Here is a 17,555-nt window from a genome sequence, read left to right as displayed (position 1 = left end):
CGCGCGGCCAAGCGTCAGCCCCGGTTCATGGTCAGGCCTGTTCAGTCGCTCGGATTTCTGTGTCTGCCCGTCAATTGTGAGAGTGGCGCGAGTGCCCTCGGAGGGCTAAACATCCCCGACGAGAGGTCAAGGAAAGCATCGAGACCATGGGGCAGCCTACCACCGTCGTGTTCGACATCGGCAACGTCCTGCTGCGCTGGGACCCGCGCAATCTCTATCGCCGGATCTTCGACGACGAGGGCCAGATGGAGTGGTTCCTCACCCATGTCTGCACCCCGGACTGGAACGTGGAGCAGGACCGGGGGCGCGACTGGGACGAGGCCGTGGCTCTGCTCGTCAAGGATCACCCGACGCACGAGACCCAGATCCGGGCGTTCCACGAGCGTTGGGACGAGACCGTTTCCGGAATCTTCGAGGAGCATGTGGACCTGCTGCTGCGCCTGCGGGAAGCCGGCGTTCCCAATTACTGCATCACGAATTTTTCCGGCCCCAAATTCATCCAGTCCCAGAAGCGCTTCCCGTTCCTGTCGGGGTTCGACGGCGTCGTCGTGTCGGGCGACGAGCGCCTCCTCAAGCCCGATCCGGCCATCTACCGTCTGCTGCTCGACCGTTATGGCTTGAAGGCGGAAGACTGCGTGTTCATCGACGATTCCAGCGCCAATGTGGAGGCCGCCCGCGTCATCGGCATGCAGGCGATCCACTGCGTCGACGGGATCGATCTGGCGGCGGAACTGCGGGACTACGGCTTTCCGGTGTGACATCGCTCCCACGTCCATCACCGGCCTTGTGCCGGTGACCTCGCTTCTGTGATGCGCCGGGCCTTTCCAATCGTCATGGCCGGGCCCGCCCCGGCCATGACGAGGCGGGTGTTGCTCCGCCGGCCATAGGCCGGGAATGACAGCACGTCCCAAGCCCCTTGCTCTCCCGGCTCGCTTGCGCCATCAGGCGGCATGCGGGTTTTCGACACCTCCCTTCCGATCGACGACGTCCTCGCGGATCTGACGGCGCGCCTGCGCACGGGTCCCAACGCCGTGCTCGTCGCCCCTCCCGGGGCCGGCAAGACCACCAGGGTGCCGCTGGTGCTTCTCGACGAGCCCTGGGCGAACGGGGGAAAGATCATCGTGCTGGAGCCCCGGCGCCTGGCCGCGCGGGCTGCCGCCGCCCGCATGGCGCAGACGCTCGGAGAGGCGGTTGGGGAAACCGTGGGCCTGCGCGTCCGCCTGGGCTCCAAGATCAGCCGCAAGACGCGCATCGAGGTCGTCACCGAGGGCGTCTTCGCCCGCATGATCCTGGACGATCCGTCCCTCGACGGCGTTGCGGCCGTGCTCTTCGACGAGTTCCACGAGCGCTCCCTCGATGCGGATCTCGGCCTCGCGCTCGCTCTCGATGCGCAGGGAGGCCTGCGGGAGGATCTTCGCCTCCTCGTCATGTCGGCGACCCTGGATGGAGCCCGGGTGGCGAGGCTGCTGGACGAAGCTCCCGTCGTGGAGTCGGAAGGCCGCGCCTATCCGGTCGAGACCCGCTATCTGGGGCGCGATCCCAACCGGCGCATCGACGAGCAGGTGGCGGATGCGGTCATGCGCGGCTTGAGGGCCGAGAGCGGCTCCATCCTGGTCTTCCTGCCGGGGCAGGGGGAGATCCGCCGGGTCGAGACCCTGCTGCGCGAGCGCATCTCCGATCCCGCGGTCGACCTCGCGCCGCTCTATGGCGCCCTGGAGCGAGGCGAGCAGGATCTCGCCGTCAGTCCGGCCAAGCCCGGACGGCGCAAGGTGGTGCTCGCCACCTCCATCGCCGAGACCTCGCTCACCATCGAGGGCGTCCGGGTCGTGATCGATTCGGGGCTCGCCCGAGTGCCGGTCTACGAGCCGAATATCGGGCTCACGCGCCTGGAGACGGTGCGCGTCTCCCGCGCCGCCGCCGATCAGCGCCGGGGCCGCGCCGGCCGCACCGAGCCGGGCGTGTGCTACCGACTCTGGGAAGAGGCCGCCACCGGCGCGCTCGAACCCTTCGCCCGGCCGGAGATACTCTCGGCCGATCTCGCGCCCCTGCTCCTCGACTGCGCTGCCTGGGGCGTCGCCGACCCGACGGCGCTCGCCTTTCTCGATCCGCCGCCGGCGCCGGCCCTTAAGGAAGCCCGGACGCTGCTGCAGCAGCTCGGCGCTCTCGATGCCGACGGACGCATCACCGACACGGGCCGGCGCCTGCGCGACCTGCCCCTGCCGCCGCGCCTGGCCCGCATGGTTCTGGCCGCGGGCGAAAGCGGGCAGGCGCGCGAAGCGGCGGATCTCGCGGCCGTTCTCGTCGAGCGCGGCCTGGGTGGCGACGCGGTCGACCTCGCCGACCGGGTCGAGCGCTTCCGGCGCGACCGATCGGGCCGGGCGCAGGACATGCGGCGCATGGCGGAGGGCTGGGCGAAGGGCGGGGCACGCGCAGCCACCAGCGACCCGCATTCCTTCGGCGCGCTGATGACGCTGGCCTTTCCCGACCGGATTGCGAAGGCGCGGGGCAAACCGGGCGAGTACCTCATGGCCAACGGGCGCGGCGCCGCGCTCGAAGCGCATGAACGGCTGGCGCGGGAGCCTTTCCTCGCCGTCGCGGAGATCGCCGGCGGGGCCGCCTCGGCGCGCATTCTGGCCGCCGCCGCCCTGTCGCCCGACGAGATCGACCGCCTGTTCGGCGCGATGATCGAGCAGCGTGACGAGATCGTCTTCGACCGACAGGCAAAGGCTCTCCGGGCGCGCGGCGTCCGCCGTCTCGGAGCCCTGCTCCTGAACGAACGTCCTCTGAGAGTACCGGCGACCGACGAGGCGGCGCGGGCCCTGGCCGAAGGTCTCGTGTCCCTGGGGCTCGACGCCCTGCCGTGGTCGAAGGCGCTCGCGCAATGGCGGGAGCGCGTGATGTTCCTCCGCAAGGCCGAGGGCGAGGAATGGCCCGACCTGTCCGACGAGGCCCTGAGCCGGACGGCCCAGGAATGGCTGGCGCCCCATCTCGTCGGCAGAGCCGGCTTGAACGACATCGGCCCCGATCTCCTGAGCGAGGCCCTGCGCGCGCTCCTGCCCTGGAACCTGCAGCGGCGTCTCGAGACGGAGGCGCCGACCCATGTGGAGGTGCCGACCGGATCGCAGATCCCGATCGATTACGGAGCCGAGGAGGGGCCCGTTCTGGCCGTGCGCGTGCAGGAGCTGTTCGGCCTCGACAAGCATCCGACCATCGCGGCCGGGCGCGTGCCGCTCATCCTGCACCTGCTGTCCCCGGCCCACCGCCCGATTCAGATCACCCGCGACCTGCCGGGCTTCTGGCGCGGCTCCTGGGCGGCGGTGCGGGCCGACATGCGCGGGCAGTATCCCAAGCATCCCTGGCCCGAGGACCCGCTGACGGCTCCGCCGACGCGGCGCGCCAAGCCGCGCGGGGCGTGAGAAGCTTGCGGGGCGGTCCGACCGGGGGGCACCTTTCCGTCATGGCCGGACTTGAACCGGCCATCTCGATCCGGTGAAGCGCAGCGCTTCTTCGGGTCGGGATCACCGGCAAAAGGCCGGTGATGACGTGGTCGTGCATTGCCGGTCTTCAGGCACAGAGTTCCGACAATGCGACTCTTACCTTCGGCTCTCCGCGCGAAGGACGAGAACGTGATCCGCTAATCTCGGAACGACTCGATCAGCCGTTCCGCCGTGGCGGGGTTCAGCGCCATGGGGATGTTGTAGACGAGGGCGAGACGCATCAGCGCCTTCACGTCCACGTCGTGGGGATGGGGCGAGAGCGGATCGACGAAGAAGAACAGCGCGTCGATCTCTCCCTCGGCGATCATGGCGCCGATCTGCTGGTCGCCGCCGAGCGGGCCGCTCTTCAACCGCGTAACCGAGAGGGACGGGCAGCGTTCCATGACGCGCCCGCCGGTGGTGCCGGTGGCGAAGAGGGCGAAGGGGCGGATGTCGTTTTCATACTTGGCCACGAAGTTGGCCATGTCGTCCTTCTTGGCGTCGTGGGCCACGAGCGCCAGCGTCAGTTGTTTCATGGGCAGGACAGTTCAATTGCTCCAGCGGTCACGCCACTGCATCTCGCCGGCCATGCAGTTGGTGCGCGGAGGGGACTGGATGCGGTCGATCAGGGGCCGGTCAGGCATCAGGTTGGCGACTTCCAGCAGGATCTTGGTCTTGATCGCCTCGATGAACTGGTCGCGCTCGCGCACCGGAACGGTGAACGAACCCTGGCCGCCGATGACGCAGTCCTTGTAATAGATGTCGAGATCCGGAATGTCGAGATAGCCGGGCTGGCGCAGCATGATCGGCAGGCCGTTGATGGTGATCCCCTTGGCGAGGGCCGCGTCCCGGGCCTCGATCACGAGCCGCCCCTGGTTGTTGGGGCCGTCCCCCGACACGTCGATGACCCGCCGGGTCGCGTTGATGCCGCTCTCCTCGAGAAGCTTCACGCTGAAATCGATGGCGCTGGAGATCGAGGTCCTCTGCGCCCGGCGCAGGGGCGTGGACGCGATCTTGTCCGCAAAGGCCATCAGGCTCTCGGAATTGTCGAGAACCGTCCAGGGAACGATCACCTTCTGGTCCGGCGAGCCGGCCCATTCCATGTAGGTGACGGCGATGCGGCCCAGCATTCCGCCGCGGATCGCATCGTGGACGAGCTTAGACCGGAACGCCTGGGCGAAGCCCTCCCGCTGCAGGGCCTGCTCGTCCGTGTCCATGGAGAAGGAGATGTCGACCGCCAGGACGAGAGCGAGGTCGACTTCGGTCTCCGTCTGGGCCTGGGCCGGCAGAGCCACGAGCGCGCAAAGACAGGCCAGCCCTGCGACGAGACGGATGAAGCCGGAACGAACCATCGGTATCTCCTTCTCGGAGCCGGATAGGTCATGGAAGTGTGCCAGCTTCTGAAAGTAAGGCAAGGACAGGCCGGGACCAGGGGCGGCCTCCGGTATGACGATGGCGGGGATTCCGGTCCGTCCCTCGATCGCAGGGAGACACGGGGCGGGCGCATTCCTCCCCGTCATGGGCTCCCCGTCATGGCCGGCCTTGTGCCGGCCATCCCGATCGGAAAGGCGCGGCGCACGACAGGAGCGGGATCACCGGGACAAGCCCGGCGATGACGGAGAATTGAAGGAGGTCTAACCGCGGGTCTTCGAAGGCTGCCGGCGCTCCACGAGATCGAGCGCGGCCTGGAAGGCGCCGTCGGCATCCAGATGCGTCGTGTCCAGGGTCATGGCATCGGCAGCCGCCTTGAGCGGAGCGGTGCTGCGGTTCATGTCGCGCTCGTCCCGGCGGCGGATATCCACCAGGATCGTCTCGTATTCCGCCTGCTCGCCCCGGCTCAGCAGCTCCCGGTGACGCCGGCGCGCCCGCTCCTCCGGGGCGGCCGTGATGAAGAGCTTCACGTCCGCATCCGGGCAGACCACGGTCCCGATGTCCCGGCCGTCGAGCACCGCGCCCGGCGCCTGGGCGCCGAACTGGCGCTGGAAGGCCAGCAGGGCATCCCGGACCGGCTGGTAGGCCGACACCACGGAGGCGGATTCGCCCATGGCGGCGCCGCGCAGGCGTGAATCGTCCTCCAGATGGCTGACGTCCAGGTTCCGGGCCACCTCCGCGGCCGCATCCCGGTCCGTGAGCGGAATGCCCCGGTCCATGAGCACGCGGGCGACCGCCCGGTAGAGCAGGCCGGTGTCGAGATGGGCGAAGCCGTAATGCTCGGCCAGGCGCCGGCCCAGGGTTCCCTTGCCCGAGGCGGCGGGGCCGTCGATGGCGATGATCATGGCCAGCTTAATCCTGGATCGTGGCGCCGAGCTCGCGCATGAGCGGGATGAAGGAAGGAAAGCTCGTCGCGATCATGGCGCCGTCGTCCACCGTGATCGGCTGGGCCGTGGCCAGGCCCATGACCAGGAACGACATGGCGATGCGGTGGTCGAGATGGGTCGCCACCGGATTGCCGCCGCCCCGGACCTTGCCGTTCGAGCCGTGAACGAGCAGGTCGTCGCCCTGGATCTCGTGCTCGACGCCGGCCTCGGCCAGACCGGCCGCAACCGCCGCGAGCCGGTCGGATTCCTTGACGCGCAGCTCGTGGAGCCCCTGCATCCGGGTCGTGCCCTCGGCGAAGGCGGCGGCGACCGCCAGGACCGGGTATTCGTCGATCATGGCCGGGGCCCGGGCATGGGGAACCGTCACGCCGGTGAGGCGGCTGTGGCGGACGCGCAGGTCCGCGACCGTCTCGCCGCCCTCGTCCCGTTCGTTCAGGCGCTCGATGGAGGCGCCCATCTCGATCAGGGTCGTGATGAGGCCGGTGCGCAGGGGGTTCATCATCACGCCCTCGAGCACCACGTCCGAGCCCGGCGTGATCAGGGCCGCCACCAGGGGGAAGGCCGCCGAGGAGGGATCGGTCGGCACCACGATGTCGGTGCCGCGCAGCTCGGGCTGGCCCTGGAGCGTGATGGCGCGGCCGTCGGCCCCGTGGGGGGCGACCTCGACGCTCGCTCCGAAATGGCGCAGCATCCGTTCCGTGTGGTCGCGGGTCGCCTCGCGCTCGATCACCGTGGTCCTGCCGGGGGAGTTGAGGCCGGCGAGCAGGATCGCCGACTTGATCTGGGCCGAGGCCGCCGGGGTCTCGTAGGTGATCGGGATCGTCTCCTTCGGGCCGCGGAGGGTCAGCGGGACCCGTCCGCCCTCGGCCTCGCTCACGACGGTCACGCCCATCTGAACGAGCGGATCGAGGATCCGGCGCATGGGACGCTTGCGCAGGGAGGCGTCGCCGTCGAAGGTCGAGGTGATCGGATGGCTTCCGGCCACGCCCATCATCAGGCGCGAGCCGGTGCCCGCATTGCCGAAATCGAGAACGTCCTGGGGCTCGGTCAGGCCGCCGATCCCCACGCCGGTGATCCGCCACCGGCCGGGCGCCTCGCGGGTGATGGCGGCTCCGAGAGCCCGGCAGGCTTCCGCCGTGCGCAGCACGTCGTCGCCTTCGAGCAGACCCTCGACCCGGGTCTCGCCGATGGACAGGAGGCCGAAGATCATGGAGCGGTGAGAAATCGACTTGTCGCCGGGAACGCGGATGCGCCCCTTCAGGGGCGTTCCAGGCCTGCTGGCGACCGGTGACGGCGATCCGTGCGCGTGCGACATTCTCGGGTCCTTGCTCGAGTTCCTTGAGGCTTCTGATCAGGGCGGGCTCCTAACATGCGGTTTTCCCGCCGTCACGCGCAAGCTGGCGCAGGCCCGGGGCTCTCTTGCAATTTCCTATTTGACAAGGCACCCCCTCACGACTAACGGAGCGTTCCCGACCATTCACACTCACAAGGCAATCACCCGTGGCCAAACCGGAACTCGGCTTGAAGCGCCAGTGCATGAGCTGCGGCGCGAAATTCTACGATCTCAACAAGGACCCGGCCGTCTGCCCGAAATGCGGCACCGTCTTCCAGGCCGTGGCCATGAGCCGGGTGGCCGCTCCCGTGGTGGCGCGCGCCGCCGCCCCCGATGACGACGACGAGACCGAGCTCGAGGCGACCGGGCCGGAGATGGTGTCCCTCGACGAGGTCGAGGCCGGCGAGAACGAGAAGGACGTCCCGGTCGACGACGATATCGACGTGGGCGACGACGTGGCCGACGACGACACCTTCCTCGAGGACGAGGAAGAGGGCGACGACGACGTGTCGGATCTGATCGACAGCGATCTGGAAGACGACGAAGAGGCTTGAACCTCGAAGCAGAGGCGACTATAGAGACGCCTCTGCCGAACACGGCAGACCCCGCGGTGCCCGGCACCGCGGATCGAGATGGGGCCATAGCTCAGCTGGGAGAGCGCTTGCATGGCATGCAAGAGGTCGGCGGTTCGATCCCGCCTGGCTCCACCAATTCCCAAAACAGCCGCCGCTCAGGCGGCTTTTTTGTTTCGGACCCGATTCGGACCGCCGGACGTACATCTAAAGCATAGGATTCGGGCCCGATCGTCCGCCCTTTTTCGCATGGAAGCGGACGCGATCTTCATTTTTAGTCACAGCGCCTTAAGCTAAGGCAATGTCCTTTAGCCACCGAAAGCGGGAACGATGACGCGCGTCCAGACGAACGGCCTCCAGGTTGCATCGGTTCTTCACGATTTCATCGAACGGGAGGCGATTGCCGGCACGGGGCTTTCGAGCGCCGTCTTCTGGAGCGGCCTCGCCGGGCTCGTCCGGGATTTCGCGCCCCGCGACCGCGAGCTTCTGGCCGTGCGGGACAGGATCCAGGCGCAGATCGACGAGTACCACCGCGGCCGGGCCGGCAAGGCCTTCGATCAGGCGGATTACGAGCGTTTCCTGCGCGACATCGGCTACGTCCTGCCCGAGCCCGAGGATTTCACCGTCCAGACACAGCATGTGGACGACGAGATCGCCCGGATCGCCGGCCCCCAGCTCGTGGTGCCGGTCTCCAATGCCCGCTATGCGCTCAACGCCGCCAATGCCCGCTGGGGCAGTCTCTATGACGCGCTCTACGGCACCGACGCCATCCCGGAGGAGGACGGCGCCCCCCGGTCCGGCGGCTACAACAAGGCCCGCGGCGCCAAGGTGGTCGAGCGCGCCCGCGAGGTGCTGGACCGGGCGGCGCCGCTCGCCGCCGGCAGCCACCGGGACGCGGTTTCCTATGCGGACCAGGGCGGGGCCCTCTTCGTCACCCTGCAGGACGGCACCGAGACCGGCCTGATCGATCCGACCCAGTTCATCGGCTACCAGGGCGAGGCGGCCAACCCGACCTCCGTGCTCCTGCGCCACAACAACCTGCACCTGGACATCCGCATCGACCGCTCGCACCCGATTGGCGCCGAGGATCCCGCCGGCATCGCCGACGTGGTGCTGGAATCGGCCATTTCCACGATCATGGACCTGGAGGACTCGGTCGCCGCGGTGGATGCCGAGGACAAGGTGCAGATCTATCGCACCTGGCTCGGGCTCATGAAGGGCGACCTCGTCGAGACCTTCGAGAAGGGCGGCAAGACCGTCGAGCGCCACCTCAACCCGGACCGGGTCTACACCATGCCCAACAGCGGCGAACTGCGCCTGCACGGGCGCAGCCTCATGCTGGTGCGCAACGTGGGCCACCACATGTTCACCGATGCGGTGCTGGACGAGGAAGGCCGGGACATCCCCGAGACCATCCTCGACGCCGCCGTCACGTCGCTCATCGCCATCCACGACCTGAAGGGCTCCGGGCCGATCCGCAACAGCCGCGCGGGCTCGGTCTACATCGTGAAGCCCAAGATGCACGGGCCCGACGAGGTCGCCTTCGCGAACGATCTCTTCGCCGCCGTCGAGGACATGCTGGGGCTTGCCCGCAACACGCTGAAAATGGGCATCATGGACGAGGAGCGGCGCACCACCGTCAACCTCAAGGCCTGCATCAAGGCGGCGAGCGACCGCATCGTGTTCATCAACACGGGCTTCCTCGACCGTACCGGCGACGAGATCCACACGTCCATGGAAGCCGGCCCGATGATCCGCAAGAACGACATGAGGTCGACCGCCTGGATCAAAGCCTACGAAGACAACAACGTGGATGTGGGCCTCCTCTGCGGCCTGCCCGGCAAGGCACAGATCGGCAAGGGCATGTGGGCGGCGCCTGACAAGATGGCCGACATGCTGGCGCAGAAGATCGGCCATCCGCAGGCCGGCGCCAACACCGCCTGGGTGCCGTCGCCCACCGCCGCGACGCTCCATGCGCTGCACTACCACGAGATCGACGTTCCCGTGCGCCAGGAGGAGCTGAAGGAGCGTCCGCGCGCGAAGCTCACCGACATCCTGACCATTCCGGTGTCGCAGTCGAACTGGGCGCCGGACGCGGTGCAGCAGGAGCTCGACAACAACTGCCAGGGCATCCTGGGCTACGTGGTGCGCTGGATCGACCAGGGCGTCGGCTGCTCCAAGGTGCCGGACATCCACGATGTCGGCCTGATGGAGGATCGGGCCACCTTGCGCATCTCGAGCCAGCACATCGCCAACTGGCTGCGCCACAGCATCGTGTCCAAGGACCAGGTGATGGAGACCCTGCGCCGCATGGCGGCCGTGGTGGACCGGCAGAACGGGGGCGACCCGCTCTATCGTCCGATGACGCCGAAATTCGAGGGCCCGGCCTGGAACGCCGCCTGCGACCTGATCTTCAAGGGCGCGGAACAGCCCAACGGCTACACCGAATGGATCCTGCACGCGCGCCGCCGCGAGGCCAAGGCCGCTGGAGCGCCGGACCGCAGCGAGGAAAGCGGCGTCAAGACAAAAGCGAAATAAGCAGACCAGGGCGTCGCGGGTGCGGCGCCCTTTTCGTTCAATCGTTCACATCGGCCGGGGCGGGCGCGAGCGCGTCGACCGTGCCGCCGATCAGGTTGCGGCTCAACAGATGCTCGGTCGTGAGCGCGAATCGCACGGGCGTCAGGCTCGCGGGCAGGGACGCGATCCAGTCCTTGAGCCGGCGTGCGGCCGCGACGGCCGCGTCCCGCTCCACCGCCTCGAAGCGCAGGCCCATCCCCGGGCGCAGCTGCGCGAAACGGGCGAGATCGGCGCTGATCACCGTGGCGATCTTCGGGTAGCCCCCGGCCGTTTGCCGGTCGCGCATGAGCACGATGGGCTGGCCGCTGCCCGGCACCTGAATATGGCCGTCCACGATCCCGTCCGACACGATGTTGAAGCCCCGGGAATGCTCGAGGCGCGGACCGGTGAGCTGGAAGCCCATGCGGTCGGCCTGCGGGCTGACGGTGAATTCACTTTCCAGAAGCAACGAAATAGTTTCCGGCGTGAAATAATCGTCCTGCGGGCCGAGCATGACCCGGATCGGGCCCGTCTCCTCCAGGAGGTCGACGGCAAGCTGCATCGGCTCGCGGTCCTGGGCCTCGGGGAGGGCAGGGAGGCGATCTCCCGCCTTCAGAGGCGAGCCTTTCAGGCCGCCGAGCCGGGAGCGCAGATGGAACGAGAGGCTCCCGAGTTCCGGCTCGACCGCAATGCCGCCGGCGACCGCCAGATACGCGAAGGTGCCGGTGCGCGGATGGCCGACCTCCAGACTTTGCCCCTCCTTGAGCACGACGGAGGTCTGCGGCGCAACGGGCGTTCCGTCGATGCTCAGCGAGCATCCGGCGCCCGCGAGCGCCACGTGCATGTCCCCGCCCTCGCAGGTGAACGCGCCGCCGAGATTCATGAATTCCACGGCCGCCGTCTCGGGCGGGTTGCCGACGAGGGTGTTCGCCACGGCCAGGGCGCGGCGGTCCATGGCTCCGGACGGGGAGACGCCGAAGCCCTGGTAGCCGATGCGCCCGCGATCCTGCAGGCTCGTCATGGGGCCGCAGGATTTGATGACGAGATCGGTCATGGGCGCACCTCCTCGGCGACCGGCTCTCCGGCCCGGACGGCCTTCTCCAGGGCCTCCCAGCGCGAGGCGTCGACGGGTTCGAACACGATCTCGTCGCCGGCCGCGAACAGGAAGACCGGATCGCGCCCGGGCGCATAGGGCCGGACGGGCGTCAGGCCGAGATTGTGCCAGCCGCTCGGCATGTCCATGGGGGCGATCCCCGCCTGCTCGCCGCCGATCATGATCGTGCCGGCCGGGATCTTGGCCCGAGGATGGAGCCGCCGCGACGTGGCGATCCGCCTGTCGAGGCCGCCGAGATAGGTGAAGCCCGGCAGGAAGCCGATCATGTAGATCCGGTAGACGGCCGAGGAATGGATCTCGATCACCTGGCTGGGCGTCAGGCCGTGCAGGCCCGCGACCTCGTCGAGATCGATGCCGTACTCGCCGCCATAGACCACCGGCACGCGCCAGCGCCGGCCGACCGCCCTGCGCGGGGCCAGGTCCTTCGTCGCGTCACCCAGGAGCCCGGTGAGGGCGTCGAAATCCGTCGTCGCCGGATCGAACTGGATCGTGAGGGAACGGTAGGTCGGCACCGTCTCGATCAGGCCGGCGGGAGCCTGCGCCCTGACGATGGCGTCCAGCGCCAGAACCATCCCGTTGATGTCCGGGTCGATCGTCTCTCCGAACTCGACGGTCACGGCACTGTCGCCGCAGGGAAGTATTTTCGGTGTCGGCACGAGGCACCTGTTGACGATCCGGAACGGCCCGACATCCCGCATCTCATATTGCCGACGATCCGGCAACGGGGCGTCGATCCAAGGCGCCATGCGTCGGAAGCAGATGAGGGCCTTGCCGGGGGATCATCCCGGCATGCTTCTTTTTGCTAGGCTCACCCCGGCGGCGCCCTCCGTGGTATGCCACCCTTGCAATGATGCCTGGAGCCCAGGCTTTGATGGAGTAGAGCATGACTTTGACATCCAGGACAGCCGTCGTGACCGGCTCGACCAGCGGCATCGGCCTCGCCATCGCCCGGGCCTTCGCAAAGGAAGGCGCCAACGTGGTCATCAACGGCTTCGGCGATGCGGATGCCATCGAGAAGGAGCGGGCCGGCATCGAGAGCGAGTTCGGCGTCAGGGCAATCTATTCGGCGGCCGACATGTCGAAGCCGCACGAGATCGAGGAGATGATCCGCCTCGCCGAGCGGACCTTCGGGGGCGTCGACATCCTGGTCAACAATGCGGGCATCCAGTTCGTCTCGCCGGTGGAAAATTTCCCGGTCGAGAAATGGGACCAGATCATCGCGATCAATCTCTCGTCCGCGTTCCATGCCATCCGTGCCGCCGTGCCCGGCATGAAGGCGCGCAAATGGGGCCGCATCATCAACACGGCCTCGGCCCATTCGCTCGTCGCCTCGCCGTTCAAGTCGGCCTATGTGGCGGCCAAGCACGGCATCGCGGGCCTCACCAAGACGGTGGCCCTCGAGGTGGCGACCGACGGCATCACGGTCAACTGCATCAGCCCCGGCTATGTCTGGACGCCGCTTGTCGAGAAGCAGATTCCCGACACCATGAAGGCGCGCAACATGACCAAGGAGCAGGTGATCAACGACGTGCTCCTCGAAGCCCAGCCCACCAAGCAGTTCGTGGCCGTCGATCAGGTGGCGGCGCTCGCCGTGTTCCTGTGCTCGGACGCCGCGAGCCAGATGTCGGGCGCCAACCTGTCCATGGATGGCGGCTGGACGGCGAAGTAAGAGCTGCAACGCTATTGTGGGTGTTGCCTCGTACTGCCCGGTACAACCCTCTCACGTCATCACCGGGCTTGTCCCGGTGATCCCACTTGTTTGAGACCCGCGCTTTTCCCATCGAGATGGCCGGCACGAAGCCGGCCATGACGTGCGGAGGACGACGGGAGGGTTGCGTCGCGTCGGACGGCGTCCGCCCTAAATCTGTGCGAACGCGTCCGTCGCCTCGATGAGATGATGCGTGATCCCAGGCTCGCTCACCGCGTGGCCGGCGTCCGGCACCATGATAAAGCGGGCTTCCGGCCAGGCCTTGTGCAGATCCCAGGCGGTCTTCGGCGGGGTCGCGATGTCGTAGCGGCCCTGGATGATCACGCCCGGAATGTCTTTCAGCCGGTGGGCGTCGCGGATGAGCTGCCCGTCCTCGAGCCAGCCCTCATGGACGAAGTAGTGGTTCTCGATCCGGGCGAACGCCACCGCGTAGTGCTCGTCGCCGAACTGGTCGCTGTAATCCTGATTGTGCAGGAGCGTGATCGTCTCGCCTTCCCAAAGGCTCCAGGCCCTGGCGGCCTTCGCCCGGACGGCCGGATCGGGATCGATCAGGCGCCTGCGATAGGCGGCCATCAGGTCGCCGCGCTCGTCCTCGGGGATCGGCGCGAGGAAGCCCTCCCACTTGTCCGGGAAGATCCAGGAAGCGCCCTCCTGGTAGTACCAGAGCAGCTCCGGGCGACGGAGGGTGAAGATCCCGCGCAGCACCAGCTCGGTCACCCGCTCCGGATGGGTCTCGGCATAGGCCAGCGCCAGGGTCGAGCCCCAGGAGCCGCCGAACACCATCCACTTGTCCACACCGATCATGACGCGCAGGCGCTCGATATCGGCCACGAGATCCCAGGTGGTGTTGGCCTCCAGGCTGGCATAGGGGGTCGAGCGGCCGCAGCCGCGCTGATCGAAGAGCAGGATCCGGTATTTCTCCGGATCGAACAGCCTGCGCTGGGTCGGCGTGCAGCCGCCGCCCGGCCCGCCGTGAAGGAAAACCACGGGTTTTCCTTTCGGATTCCCGCACAATTCCCAATAGACCCGATGACCGTCGCCGACATCGAGCATGCCGTGATCGTAGGGTTCTATTTCGGGGTAGAAGGTGCGCATCGCGAAAGCTCCATCAAGGGAAGCATACCCATAGCGGGGCGAGGGGAGGCTGTCAGCCGTCGAAGGGTTTATGAGCCGGCTTCGAACCCCCTAGCGCGTCGTTCAACTGTCATATAGTTTTGCAACTGGGGAACAAGGGCAAAAATGCCCAACCACATTGGAGGACGAGGATGTTGACGAAACGCGCCGGCTTGAAGCTGGCTACGGCACTGGCCGCTCTCATGGTCGTCGGCTCGGCGCAGGCCGCCGAGAAGCTGCGGCTCCTGACCTGGGCCGATTACGTTCCGAAGGACGTGATGGACCAGTTCACCAAGGAAACCGGCATCGAGGTCGAGGTTACGCTCTCGAACAACGAGGAGATGATCTCGAAGCTCCGCGCCACGCAGGGCGCCGGCTTCGATCTGGTCCAGCCGAGCCAGGACCGCATCGCCGGCCCGCAGGCGGAGTTCGGCATCTACAAGCCGCTCGACCTGTCCAAGCTCAAGTCGGATCAGTTCATCGCCTCCATGCTGGAAGCGACCAAGAAGAACACCACCGTCGAGGGCAAGGTCTACGGCGTTCCCCACATCTGGGGCACGGACGGTCTCATCGTGAACACCAAGGCGGCCCCGAAGGTCGCCGATTACAACGATCTCTGCGACCAGGCCCTGGCCGGCAAGACCAGCTTCCGCGCCAAGCGCCCGGCGCTCATCGCGTTCGCCTTCGCCAACGGCATGGACCCGTTCGCGTCCTATAACGACCCGAAGGCCTACACGGCCATGATGGACGAGGTCGGGGCCAAGCTCGCCGAGTGCAAGAAGAGCGTGAAGTTCTTCTGGGACGGCAAGGACCAGCTCCTCAACGCCCTCCGGTCCGGCGAGGTGGTGGCCGCCATGGCCTGGGACACGGGCGGGTGGAAGCTCAACTCCGAGAACCAGGACATCAAGTTCATCGCGCCCAAGTCCGGCGCCCTGGGCTGGGTCGACACCTTCGCGATCCCGGCCAAGGGCCGCAACGACGACGCGGCCTACAAGTGGATCAACTTCAACATGAAGCCTGAGATCGCCGCGAAAGTCGCTGCGACCGCCGGCAACTTCACGGCTTCGAACGGCGCCGACAAGCTCATGCAGGGCAAGCTGAAGGACCAGTTCGCCGAGAGCTTCCCGAAGGCCGCCATCGACAACATCAAGTGGTATCCGGCGGTGCCGGCCGGCATTGAGGAGATCGAGGGCAAGGTCCTCGACCGCCTGAAGGCCGGTTCGTAAAAGCCCATCCTGGAGTATCATCATCCCCCGGCAGGCATCGGATCCCAAAAGTGGACACCACTTTTGGGATCCATCCGATGCTCGTTTCCAAAGCGCGTCGTTCGAGGCGGAAAGCCGGTCCCACGTTTCCGCCCGATGCGCTTGTCCAGGGGATGATCTTTTGCGCGGCAGCGTCATGGCAGATTCAACCCATCCTGCAAACGATCTCGACATCGTCGGCGTCACAAAGCGCTTCGGCGGCCATGCGGCCGTCGACGACGTGACGTTCGGCGTCGCCCCCGGCGAGTTCTTCTCGATCCTCGGGCCGTCCGGCTGCGGCAAGACCACCCTGATGCGCATGATCGCCGGGTTCGAGCATCCGACGTCCGGGGACATCCGCATCCGCGGGCAGTCGATGATCGGCGTTCCGGCCAACCGGCGCCCGGTCAACATGGTGTTCCAGAGCCTCGCGCTCTTTCCGATGATGAGCGTGGGCGAGAACGTGGCCTATGGGCTCGTCTGCCGCGGCATGCCGCGCGAGGACGCGCGAGGACGCGCCGAGCGCATGCTGGAGCGCGTCGGCCTCAAGGGATTCGGCGGACGGCGTGTGACGGCCCTGTCCGGCGGCCAGCGGCAGCGCGTGGCCATCGCCCGCTGCCTCGTGCTCGAGCCCACCCTCGTGCTCCTCGACGAGCCTCTCGGGGCGCTCGATCTCAAGCTGCGCGAGCACATGAAGATCGAGCTGAAGCAGCTGCAGAGCACCTTCAACACCACCTTCGTGTACATCACGCACGACCAGTCGGAAGCGCTCGTCATGTCCGACCGCATCGCCGTGATGAACCAGGGGAAATTCGAGCAGGTGGGAAGCCCGCGCGAGCTCTACCACAACCCGGCCACGCCCTTCGTGGCGAGCTTCGTGGGCGAGACGAACCGCCTGCAGGGCGAGATCGTGTCGTCGTCGGACGGAACGGTCGCGCTGCAGCTGCCGTCCGGCACGGTGACGCAAGGAACGGGCCGCGTCCCGCAGGCCTCCGCCGTCGCCTTCGTGCGGCCGGAATCGATCGCGCTCGCTCCGAGCCAGCCGGCCTTGCGCGATCTCCCGAACCGCTTCGAGGGCCGGGTCTCGGCGGTGCTCTTCGACGGGGCCAATTCGAGCCTGCTCATCGACACCCTGGGCTTCGAGCAGCCGGTACGCGCCGTGCTGCCGCAGGCGGGCCCCCTGGCGGGGATCGAGGTCGGTGCGCCGATCCATGTGGGCTGGGCGGCGGACGCCATGAGGGTCTTTTCAGCATGATGACGAAGCAGGCCTCGCGCCTCACGCTCTTCCTGCTGCTGGCGCCCGCGATCCTGTGGCTCGGGCTCCTCATCGTGCTGCCGCACGTGGAGATCCTCGTCCTGTCGTTCAGCGAGCGGGTGGCCCCGCGGGTCTATGCCTTCGGGTTCGGGAACTATCTCGAGTTCTTCACCGAGCCGCTCTACTGGCGCACCTTCGCGCGCACCGCCTTCATGTCGATCCTGGTCACGGCGCTCACCCTCGTGCTCGCCTTTCCGATCGCGCTCTACATCGCCCGGGTGGCGCGGGGACGCGTCAAGGCGATGCTGCTGCTGCTCTGCCTCCTGCCGTTCTGGGTGTCGGAGCTGGTGCGCACGCTCGGCTGGATGATGCTGCTGCGCGAGACCGGCGTCATCTCCTATGCGCTGCGGGCCGTCGGCCTCGCCGACAAGCCGGTGGAGCTGCTCTACAACGACGGCGCCGTGATCCTCGGCCTCGTCTATGGCGGGCTGCTGTTCATGATCGTGCCGCTCGCCAATGCGCTGGAGAGCCTGGAGCCCGCCGTCGTCGAGGCGGGGTTCGATCTCGGCGGCAGCCGATGGACGGTGCTGCGCCGGATCGTCATCCCCCACGCGATGCCCGGCATCGTGGCGGGCTCGATCATCGTGTTCATGCTCACCGTGGGCAATTTCGCCACGCCGGTGCTGCTCGGCGGCAAGAACGGCCTGTGGTTCACCGAGCAGATCTACGCGCAGTTCATCACGCGCTTCAACTGGCCCCAGGGCGCGGCCTTCGGCATGCTGCTTCTGCTGCTCTCGTCAGCCATCGTGTGGCTGGGCCTGCGCCTCACCGGCCAGAGCCTCGGCTCCACCCTGAAGCAGGCGTGA

The 17,555-nt window shown here is 67.5% G+C and carries 15 protein-coding genes and 1 tRNA gene; 9 read left to right on the top strand and 7 right to left on the bottom strand.

Going from position 1 to position 17,555, the window contains the following annotated elements; genetic code table 11:
* The first annotated feature begins 146 nt into the window (after nucleotides 1-146).
* Together KBI52_RS24270 and hrpB are read left to right on the top strand one after the other, a co-directional pair.
* Nucleotides 147-758 carry an HAD family phosphatase gene (locus KBI52_RS24270; protein WP_210812008.1) on the top strand — a complete coding sequence of 204 codons (612 nt, stop codon included), beginning with the start codon at nucleotides 147-149 and terminating at the stop codon, nucleotides 756-758.
* A 192-nt stretch (nucleotides 759-950) separates the two neighbouring features.
* Nucleotides 951-3,416: an ATP-dependent helicase HrpB gene (gene hrpB, locus KBI52_RS24265; RefSeq protein WP_210812007.1), complete on the top strand. Its 2,466-nt coding sequence runs from the start codon at nucleotides 951-953 to the stop codon at nucleotides 3,414-3,416.
* A gap of 218 nt (nucleotides 3,417-3,634) precedes the next feature.
* Here the strand turns inward: hrpB and KBI52_RS24260 are convergent, their stop codons facing one another.
* The 4 genes from KBI52_RS24260 to aroA all read right to left on the bottom strand — a co-directional run bounded on the left by KBI52_RS24260 (nucleotide 3,635) and on the right by aroA (nucleotide 7,109).
* On the bottom strand, nucleotides 3,635-4,012 hold the full coding sequence (locus KBI52_RS24260; protein WP_173948480.1) for a methylglyoxal synthase: 378 nt from the start codon (nucleotides 4,010-4,012) through the stop codon (nucleotides 3,635-3,637).
* A 12-nt stretch (nucleotides 4,013-4,024) separates the two neighbouring features.
* Nucleotides 4,025-4,828, bottom strand: coding sequence for a DUF1194 domain-containing protein (locus KBI52_RS24255; protein WP_210812006.1), 804 nt, complete (start codon nucleotides 4,826-4,828; stop codon nucleotides 4,025-4,027).
* A gap of 282 nt (nucleotides 4,829-5,110) precedes the next feature.
* On the bottom strand, nucleotides 5,111-5,752 hold the full coding sequence (cmk, locus tag KBI52_RS24250; protein WP_173948478.1) for a (d)CMP kinase: 642 nt from the start codon (nucleotides 5,750-5,752) through the stop codon (nucleotides 5,111-5,113).
* A 7-nt stretch (nucleotides 5,753-5,759) separates the two neighbouring features.
* Nucleotides 5,760-7,109 (bottom strand): 3-phosphoshikimate 1-carboxyvinyltransferase, encoded by a 1,350-nt coding sequence (gene aroA, locus KBI52_RS24245; protein WP_173948477.1) that lies wholly within the window; start codon nucleotides 7,107-7,109, stop codon nucleotides 5,760-5,762.
* Nucleotides 7,110-7,294: 185 nt separating this feature from the next.
* On the opposite strand from aroA, the gene KBI52_RS24240 reads away from it, so the two are divergent.
* The 3 genes from KBI52_RS24240 to KBI52_RS24230 all read left to right on the top strand — a co-directional run bounded on the left by KBI52_RS24240 (nucleotide 7,295) and on the right by KBI52_RS24230 (nucleotide 10,237).
* Complete coding sequence (locus KBI52_RS24240; protein WP_173948476.1) at nucleotides 7,295-7,681, top strand: TIGR02300 family protein; 387 nt, start codon at nucleotides 7,295-7,297, stop codon at nucleotides 7,679-7,681.
* A gap of 80 nt (nucleotides 7,682-7,761) precedes the next feature.
* Nucleotides 7,762-7,837 (top strand) — tRNA-Ala (locus KBI52_RS24235).
* A 192-nt stretch (nucleotides 7,838-8,029) separates the two neighbouring features.
* On the top strand, nucleotides 8,030-10,237 hold the full coding sequence (locus KBI52_RS24230) for a malate synthase G (protein ID WP_173948475.1): 2,208 nt from the start codon (nucleotides 8,030-8,032) through the stop codon (nucleotides 10,235-10,237).
* 37 nt (nucleotides 10,238-10,274) lie between these two features.
* Here KBI52_RS24230 and KBI52_RS24225 read toward each other — a convergent pair whose 3' ends face one another.
* Both KBI52_RS24225 and pxpB read right to left on the bottom strand, forming a co-directional pair.
* Nucleotides 10,275-11,309: a biotin-dependent carboxyltransferase family protein gene (locus KBI52_RS24225; protein WP_210812005.1), complete on the bottom strand. Its 1,035-nt coding sequence runs from the start codon at nucleotides 11,307-11,309 to the stop codon at nucleotides 10,275-10,277.
* Nucleotides 11,306-12,067, bottom strand: coding sequence for a 5-oxoprolinase subunit PxpB (gene pxpB, locus KBI52_RS24220; protein ID WP_173948500.1), 762 nt, complete (start codon nucleotides 12,065-12,067; stop codon nucleotides 11,306-11,308). The genes KBI52_RS24225 and pxpB overlap by 4 nt, the downstream gene beginning before the upstream one ends.
* A 185-nt stretch (nucleotides 12,068-12,252) precedes the next feature.
* On the opposite strand from pxpB, the gene KBI52_RS24215 reads away from it, so the two are divergent.
* Nucleotides 12,253-13,038, top strand: coding sequence for a 3-hydroxybutyrate dehydrogenase (locus tag KBI52_RS24215; RefSeq protein WP_173948473.1), 786 nt, complete (start codon nucleotides 12,253-12,255; stop codon nucleotides 13,036-13,038).
* 189 nt (nucleotides 13,039-13,227) lie between these two features.
* On the opposite strand, the gene pip is transcribed toward KBI52_RS24215, so the two are convergent.
* Nucleotides 13,228-14,172: a prolyl aminopeptidase gene (gene pip / locus KBI52_RS24210; protein ID WP_210812004.1), complete on the bottom strand. Its 945-nt coding sequence runs from the start codon at nucleotides 14,170-14,172 to the stop codon at nucleotides 13,228-13,230.
* A gap of 170 nt (nucleotides 14,173-14,342) precedes the next feature.
* Here pip and KBI52_RS24205 point away from each other — a divergent pair, with 170 nt between their 5' ends.
* From KBI52_RS24205 to KBI52_RS24195, 3 genes are all read left to right on the top strand, one after another.
* On the top strand, nucleotides 14,343-15,416 hold the full coding sequence (locus KBI52_RS24205; protein ID WP_210812003.1) for an extracellular solute-binding protein: 1,074 nt from the start codon (nucleotides 14,343-14,345) through the stop codon (nucleotides 15,414-15,416).
* Between the two features lie 175 nt (nucleotides 15,417-15,591).
* Nucleotides 15,592-16,689, top strand: coding sequence for an ABC transporter ATP-binding protein (locus KBI52_RS24200; RefSeq protein WP_173948470.1), 1,098 nt, complete (start codon nucleotides 15,592-15,594; stop codon nucleotides 16,687-16,689).
* Nucleotides 16,686-17,555, top strand: coding sequence for an ABC transporter permease (locus KBI52_RS24195; protein WP_173948469.1), 870 nt, complete (start codon nucleotides 16,686-16,688; stop codon nucleotides 17,553-17,555). The genes KBI52_RS24200 and KBI52_RS24195 overlap by 4 nt, the downstream gene beginning before the upstream one ends.

This window comes from Microvirga sp. HBU67558 (assembly GCF_018069605.1).
In the GTDB taxonomy this organism is placed as follows: domain Bacteria; phylum Pseudomonadota; class Alphaproteobacteria; order Rhizobiales; family Beijerinckiaceae; genus Microvirga; species Microvirga terrae.
This window is presented reverse-complemented; position numbering and strand designations above follow the sequence as displayed.